We start from the raw sequence: 7,587 nt of genomic DNA, 5'->3' as shown, positions 1-7,587 counted from the left end.
TGCTCAACCGTCAAGCGACCTATTACGATGGACTCGGTTTCCTGCGTGTACTGGAAACGTACCCTGACACCAACGGCTGGACACGCTCGCAGGCGCACCCGGACGATTTGGGACGCATCGTGTATGTTGTCGATGCACTCGGCAACACCCAAACCGCCAGCTATGATGCCTGGGATCAGCAAACCGAATTCACGGATGCGGAAGGCAATCTGTCCATTACCAAGCCGTTACTGACGCAGCAGCAAACCCAACATTACACGATTGCAGCTGCAGACGTCGGTGCGTACCGTTCCAATCCCGACAACACCAGCATCCGCCTAAATCTGCTGGAACAATACTTTGACGCCTACGGTCACAAAACCAAAGTCATCGCCTACAAAGACGGCGCGTCAGGTCACAGCCAACCGATTCAGGAAAGCTACACGTACGATCTGGTGGGCAATGTGCTCTCATACACCGATCCAAACGGCACCCAAAACAGCCAAGGCGTCACGACCGCCTACACGTACGATGCATTGAACCTCCTCACTGCGGTACAAGATGCACTCAACCAAACGAGCCGCTACACCTACGACGGAGGCGGCGGATTAACAAGTGTCGTGCTGAGCAACCCCAGCGGCAAAAGCGAGACACTGTATACGAAAAACTACAACGAACAAGGCTTGCCCACCGATAAAATCGATCCGACGAACAACCGGACACAGATGAACTACACGGCTCGTGGTTTGACCGAAAAAATAGTGGATCGTAATGGCACGACCACAGCGTACACGTATGACGAACGCGGCGAGCGCACCAGCGCTTCCTTGAAAGCCGACGGTAGCAATGCCCTCATCACAGGCACATTACAAACGAAAAGCATCTATGGTGCCGATGGCAATATCCTTACGGATCGCCATGAACTGTCTATCAACGCTGCCAAAGTAGCGACCCAGACGAGCACAAGCGATACATGGGATCGCATCACAAGTTTAGCATCCAGTGCCACCGACTATAGCGCACGCCTGGACGCCAACTATGATCCTTTAGATCGCGTTACCCGCCAAACGAATACGCTAAATGGCACCCGTTTGTCGATCAACTATGGCTACGAGAAGTCCCGGCTCACTTCCATCCAGACGAATGGTGCCGCCGATCGAACGAGTGCAGCTACCGCCAATGTGCGCTATGCGTACACCCCGCTCGGTCAGGTGCAGCAGATTACCTTCCCGACCTTGTCGGATGGCAGCACCCTACAAGAGTCGATGACGTATGATCTGCTGAACCGCTTAACTCGTGTGCGCAATATGAAAGGCGATGCCGTGCTATCGGCATACAACTACCAGTACGACAATAACGGCAATATCATTTCGGTTACCGAACAAATGAAAGACGGCAACTCCCAAACGTCAACCTACACCTATGACAAACTCAACCGACTGCACAGCGTCCAACGTGCCGATGGCACCGAAACCGAATACAGCTACGACCTGCGCGGCAACCGTCTGACCCAGCAGGATACACGCGATTTGCCCGCTGACAAAGCGACGAATTACCGCTATGATCTAGACGATCGCCTGATTCGAGTCGGTACGAATACGACATCGACCACGATGCAGTACTTACCCGACGGACTGCGTTACCAGAAAACGCAAGGCAACGCGATCACCCGCTACGGCTACGATCACTGGAATCGCATCACATCGGAGCAACAAGCCGATGGCACCACTTCCCAGTATGTGCGCGGCGACCGGGTACTAATGAAAAAAGACCTAACCCACGGCAAAGATTACGATTACCTATACAATGGACACGGCGACGTCGTGCAAATCGTCGGCACCGATGGCAGTGTGCTGAACAGTTACCAGTACGACGAATGGGGCAACCTGACCCAGCAAAAAGAAGCGATTGATAACGAGTTCAAATATGCCGGCGAGCTGTACGACGCCGAAACGGGATTATATTACCTGAAAGCCCGCTACTACGATCCGAAACAAGGACGTTTTCTAAACGAAGACAGCGATGAAGGACAGATTGACAATCCGCTGAGTATGAATGTGTACACGTATGGACATAACAATCCACTGCGCTACACCGATCTTAGCGGGCATTCGGTTGAATCGGAGCCAGGTGAGGAGAAAACGGCAGAGGGAAGTTACAGTGGCGGTGCCAAAGGGGGAACTGGACAAGGTGGCGGAAATGGAAGTAGCGGTGCAAGAAGTAGCACTTCCTCTAACGAAAGTACTAAGACGCCGAAACAGGAAGTAGCAAAAAGTGATGTCGTGGCTGAAGCAGCGGATAGTGCGACGAATGTGGATGCATTGAGGAAAGAGGGAATACAGCAGCGAAACTTTAAGGAGAAGTCAGAACATGTTAGAACTTTTACGTCTGCTGACAAATATGTAGGTGAAACTGCTAATGCAATTGAAGCAAAGTATCCTGGTAAAGTAGTCGATGTAAACAAGACAGTATATAAAGCAGATGGTACTCCATTAACAGATTATGACATTGAACTTGATGATGCAGTGATTCAAGTTAAACAGGGTAGTGGAAAAGGGGCAACGCGGCAAGCACTAAATACTGCTTCTAGTACGGATAAAGAAGTTATCGTTTATTTACCTAATCAGAATTCGAGTGCAGCTATTGTAAAAGGACTTCAAAAAGAGGGATTCAAGGTATTTACAAATGAAAAGGATCTAATTAATTATGTTGGTAGGTAATAAAGGAGAGAGGATAAACCATGCAATGGATCATTCTAATTGGAAATGAAGACTTCAACCTCAATGTATTTCGTAACTTACAACATTACGGAAACAACAAATTAACTATTCTTACTAAGAACAGAATTGTTGTCGATTATGGTCACGATCATATTTTTTATGAATATGTGGAGGATCTTATAAAGGATTATGAGCCAGCTGATTTACAACGTATCCCTTTTCAAAATCCTCAATTCATTATGATGATATACACTAGTGAAGATTTAATGAGGCAAATAGTATCTCAAGGAAATTTCCCGAAAGATATTTATATTGATGATGATAGAGGATGCATAGTGCCAATAAAAGATTTTATTTCAACTTGATTATTTTTCGACGCTGATCTTGAGAAGACTTTAAGCTTACTCAAGGTCAGTTTTTCATACTTGTCTACTCAGTTTTGAGGTTCGTAATGTCAGTCAGTATATTTAGAACAAATGAAGAAGATGGTTCTTTTGAGTTGGGGTTTGAAATTCCCGTTGCACGAGAAGGGTTTTTTACAACATTTTGGCAAACTGCAATTGATGAATTGGGGATTACGCGAATCAAAAATGGAATAGAGCTAAAAAAGAGCATTTACAATCTATTCTTAACGAATTAGAACAATTAAGAAATTGGACACAATCTAACTTACACAACAATGATCTAAATTATATGGTTTCTAGAATTGATTTGATTATGAAAGAGTTACCTCTAGCATTTAAAACAGATGATACTACGCTATGGATGGGATAGCTTTATGTTAAAAAATGATCCGATGAAAAAAGAAATGATGTGGAGCAAGATGAAGTGAGTTTAAGATGTAGGTGGATCAGTTGATTAAATTAGCCAGTATCCAAGATGAATGGACAGACATTGAAGTAGTGTGCATGGATGAAGTGAAAACGTACAATCTTGTTACCGGTTATATGACGGATGACTGTTAACCGTACCGGGTGGATCAAGGTGTAATGATTTGGCTTAGCGCTTCTGATGAGCTTGGAGAAGTGGAATGTATTTTTCCAACAGTTGTAGAGAATCCGCCTTGCAAACCGTCTGGGTCAATAAACAAGCAAACAGGATTTCCGATACTTGCTATGACTTCGGAGCCAGTAAACGAAGTCTGCATCCAATTTCATGAAGAAGACTTCACTATTTGGTTTGTTACAGACAAAGTGATTGATTCCCAGATACAAGCTGATGCTATAACGTTTTTAATTGCAAATGCTAATGAACTCGTAGGAATTATTTGTGGAAATGTGATCAATATTTAGATTTGAAACCTTGATTGGCTTCATGCCTTTCGAGGTTTTCTTTTTTTATATGGAGCTTATGATAGTGATTTTTAAGTGCGATTTACACAGAATCTTATGCGTTTAATATTGTTGGTGATTTGGGTGGCGGTTTAAGGGCTATAATTGGATTATATTAATTTTTAAATAACACGAATACGAAATACTAAAGCAGGTCAATTATGATTGAATATAATCATAGTTTGACCTGTTTTTGTTCTTTTAATTTTATACTTATTATAAAAGTTATGTATGTACTATTCGTATTTTTGCGATGAATGCAATTAACATACAGTCACCGAACAAATGGAAGACGTCAACTCCCAAACGTCAACCTACACCTATGACAAACTCAACCGACTGCACAGCGTCCAACGTGCCGATAGCACCGAAACCGAATACAGCTACGACCTGCGCGGCAACCGTCTGACCCAGCAAGATACGCGCGACTTGCCCGCTGACAAAGCAATGAATTACCGCTATGATCTAGACGATCGCCTGATTCGAGTCGGTACGAATACGACATCGACCACGATGCAGTACTTGCCCGACGGACTGCGTTACCAGAAAACGCAAGGCAATGCGATCACCCGCTACGGCTACGATCACTGGAATCGCATCACATCGGAGCAACAAGCCGATGGCACCACTTCCCAGTATGTGCGCGGCGACCGGGTACTAATGAAAAAAGACCTAACCCACAGCAAAGATTACGATTACCTATACAACGGACACGGCGACGTCGTGCAAATCGTCGGCACCGATGGCACGGTGCTGAACAGCTACCAGTACGACGAATGGGGCAACCTGACCCAGCAAAAAGAAGCGATTACGAACGAATTCAAATATGCCGGCGAGCTGTACGACGCGGAAACCGGTTTATATTACCTGAAAGCCCGCTACTACGATCCCAAACAAGGACGTTTCCTAAATGAAGACAGCGATGAAGGGCAGATCGACAATCCGCTGAGTATGAATGTGTACACGTATGGACATAACAATCCGCTGCGCTACACCGACCCTAGCGGGCATTCAGTCGAATCGGAGCCGAGCGAGGAGAAAACGGCAGAGGGAAGTTACAGTGGCGGTGCCAAAGGGGGAACTGGACAAGGTGGCGGAAGTGGAAGTAGCGGTGCAAGAAGTAGCACTTCCTCTAACGAAAGTACCAAGACGCCGAAACAGGAAGTAGCAAAAAGTGATGTCGTGGCTGAAGCAGCGGATAGTGCGACGAATGCGAGTGAGTTGCAGAAACAGCAATTGCAGGAGAGAGAGTTTAAAAAGGGTAAGGATAATACAGGTCGTTATTCAGGGAATTTGGAGGTTGTAAATAAACCCGATGCGGCGGCAGATGCATTGGCTGAAAGAATCGGTGGACGATCCCGTGTGAAGTTTTCCAATGACCCCGCTAATAGAGAGTTTGACGCTATTAGTGATGAGTATATTGCTCAGTCTAAACCTGCACTTCAAACAGTAAACAAAAGTGTCCGTGACCAAATGAAAGCAACTTTTGAGGCCGCTCAGGAAACGCAAAGAAAGGTTTACTACCATTTTGAAGGAAAACCTGCTCAATCAGTTATTGATAAACTTAATGAATATAGCAGTAGGTATGGAATTGAAGTTGTGATTGATACAAAACTTTTGAAGTAGGTGATACCAATGTATGAATTTCACGGATGGGCTACAATCCATGAGACAACTGTAGAAGCCGATGCAGGTAATTTAGAGTTGATTATTAAAAATATACAGAGTTTTATTTTAGGGTTAAATTGGAGTAGTGGACTTCTAAAATTGTATCCTGCAAACGGAAATTATCATCTTTCTGTAGGTGGATTCTTCAATCGTAAAACTTCCGAGGCAGAGGAAATAATTAAGCTATATGAATTCATCGCAAACCAAGCACCAGGTTCTTACGGGTTGCTTTATACAAGGGATGATGAAGATATTGAAGGTTACGATAATGAGTTTAGAGTATACGTTTTAGCCCGTGGAAACATTCAACAAAAAGAAGATGTATTATTATCTCCGTTAGTTCCGATAGTGGAGGATAAAGAATAATAATATCATTAGACCTTGGTTAGTTTCATGGCTTTCGAGGTTTTTTTTTGGTGGGCTATCCAGTGAGAAATGAACCTATCATTCAACCAATAAAACAATTAATCCATGTAATACCCTTATAAGGATTTCATCATTTCGATTGCATGTAAGAGTTTATTTATATCCTAAAAATGCTATTTCGTGGCAGTCAAGCAGGTCGATTATAGTCATATATGGACATGATCGATCTGTTTTTTTATGCTAAAAGGCGAGCATTCATAGCAAGATTACAGTGTAAATGTGGTGCGACACTTTCAAATTCAAAGGCACCCAATGACATTGAATTAAGAGTTTATACAGATAAAGAATGGGATGATATTTTAAATTTGGGAGATTTCTCGATTAGGTTTGTACGTACATAATTATTTGAAAAGCATAACCCTTTAACAAATTAAAAAATAAATAGATTGATGTGATTTAGCAATGTAGGGTTTTAAATCTACTTTCAAAATACTAACATTACTTTACAGTATCCAAAAATCCATCTATAGTTTGATTGATTACGATCCAAAATATAGAAGGGATTTAGTTATATGGAATTATCACCTGCTATTCTTTCAGCTATTATTTCGGCAGCTATTGCTATAATCACATTAATAATTTCAACTTCCATTACGCTTCGCAAAAACAACCATGAGGAGCGCAGTTATTTTGAGAAAAATCTAAAAGAGAAATTAGAACATATTTATTTGCCATTAAATTTAGAAATATCTCTTAGAAAATCGGATGAACGTCTTATTCAACAAGCAAATCAAGAATTGATTTATAAGTATGGGTATTTATTGAACCCTAAATTATTGTATGACTTAAGAGAATTGATTCATTTTGAAACTAATGAAGCTGACTTTCTTGTTAAAGAGGAATATTTAGCTTTGCGAGAGCATGTAATGAACGAATTTAAAAAAGAGTTCACATTGCTACAATCATTATATAATAGCCATTTTGAAAGTTATCGCCAAAAGTATACGATGACGCATCGTTTAAAACTGAAAAATGGCATCTTAAAAGTATGTATAGCTATTACAATTCTTTTTTATTCGATGGTTGTAATAAAAATTATTTATGATTCTATTAATAACGATCCCAAAGTATTCGAAAATCCAATCTTGACTTTTATTATTACTTTTATCTTGATAATCCCTTTGTTTACTACAGCATTAGGCATTGGAGCAGTTGGCATTAAATGTACAGAATGGTTCGAAATCAGAGCAGGAAAAAAAAGAAATGCTTATAAATACAATGACAAAGTGCCTCTTACTGGCGAATACCAGTGCACAGCATGTGGAAAAAAACACATCAAAATCCAATACACCACGTTTGGATACTGCAACGATCACACATGGACACAAGTATGGAAATCAGTTTTTAACTTTGGCTTATGGAGAAAGTTACAATAAACAGTAGAGTGAAAGTAGAACGAATATGATGAAAAGCAGTTTTTCTATAAACAAAATAACGTATGGACAGTACGCTTGAATAAAGCG

The 7,587-nt window shown here is 41.9% G+C and carries 6 protein-coding genes; all 6 read left to right on the top strand.

The annotated features are described in order from the left end of the window. A partial coding sequence (locus tag U1I11_RS21355; protein ID WP_322908109.1) for an RHS repeat domain-containing protein occupies window positions 1-2,699 on the top strand: 2,699 nt, incomplete at its 5' end. 20 nt (window positions 2,700-2,719) lie between these two features. Continuing rightward, window positions 2,720-3,064, top strand: a complete 345-nt coding sequence (locus tag U1I11_RS21350; RefSeq protein ID WP_322908108.1) for a hypothetical protein — start codon at window positions 2,720-2,722, stop codon at window positions 3,062-3,064. Window positions 3,065-3,688: 624 nt separating this feature from the next. Further along, complete coding sequence (locus tag U1I11_RS21345) at window positions 3,689-3,991, top strand: hypothetical protein (protein ID WP_322908107.1); 303 nt, start codon at window positions 3,689-3,691, stop codon at window positions 3,989-3,991. Window positions 3,992-4,315: 324 nt separating this feature from the next. Next, entirely contained in the window at window positions 4,316-5,656 is a 1,341-nt protein-coding gene (locus tag U1I11_RS21340) for an RHS repeat-associated core domain-containing protein (RefSeq protein ID WP_322908106.1), read from the top strand. 9 nt (window positions 5,657-5,665) lie between these two features. After that, a complete protein-coding gene (locus U1I11_RS21335) occupies window positions 5,666-6,064 on the top strand; it encodes an Imm7 family immunity protein (protein WP_322908105.1) in 399 nt (132 codons plus the stop codon). 572 nt (window positions 6,065-6,636) lie between these two features. Beyond that, window positions 6,637-7,500: a hypothetical protein gene (locus U1I11_RS21330; protein WP_322908104.1), complete on the top strand. Its 864-nt coding sequence runs from the start codon at window positions 6,637-6,639 to the stop codon at window positions 7,498-7,500. Window positions 7,501-7,587 lie beyond the last annotated feature (87 nt).

The sequence above is a fragment of the Paenibacillus campi genome (genome assembly GCF_034659835.1).
Classification (GTDB): domain Bacteria; phylum Bacillota; class Bacilli; order Paenibacillales; family Paenibacillaceae; genus Saccharibacillus; species Saccharibacillus campi.
The sequence above is the reverse complement of the archived record's forward strand: the minus strand, read 5'-3'. Positions and strand labels throughout refer to the sequence as shown.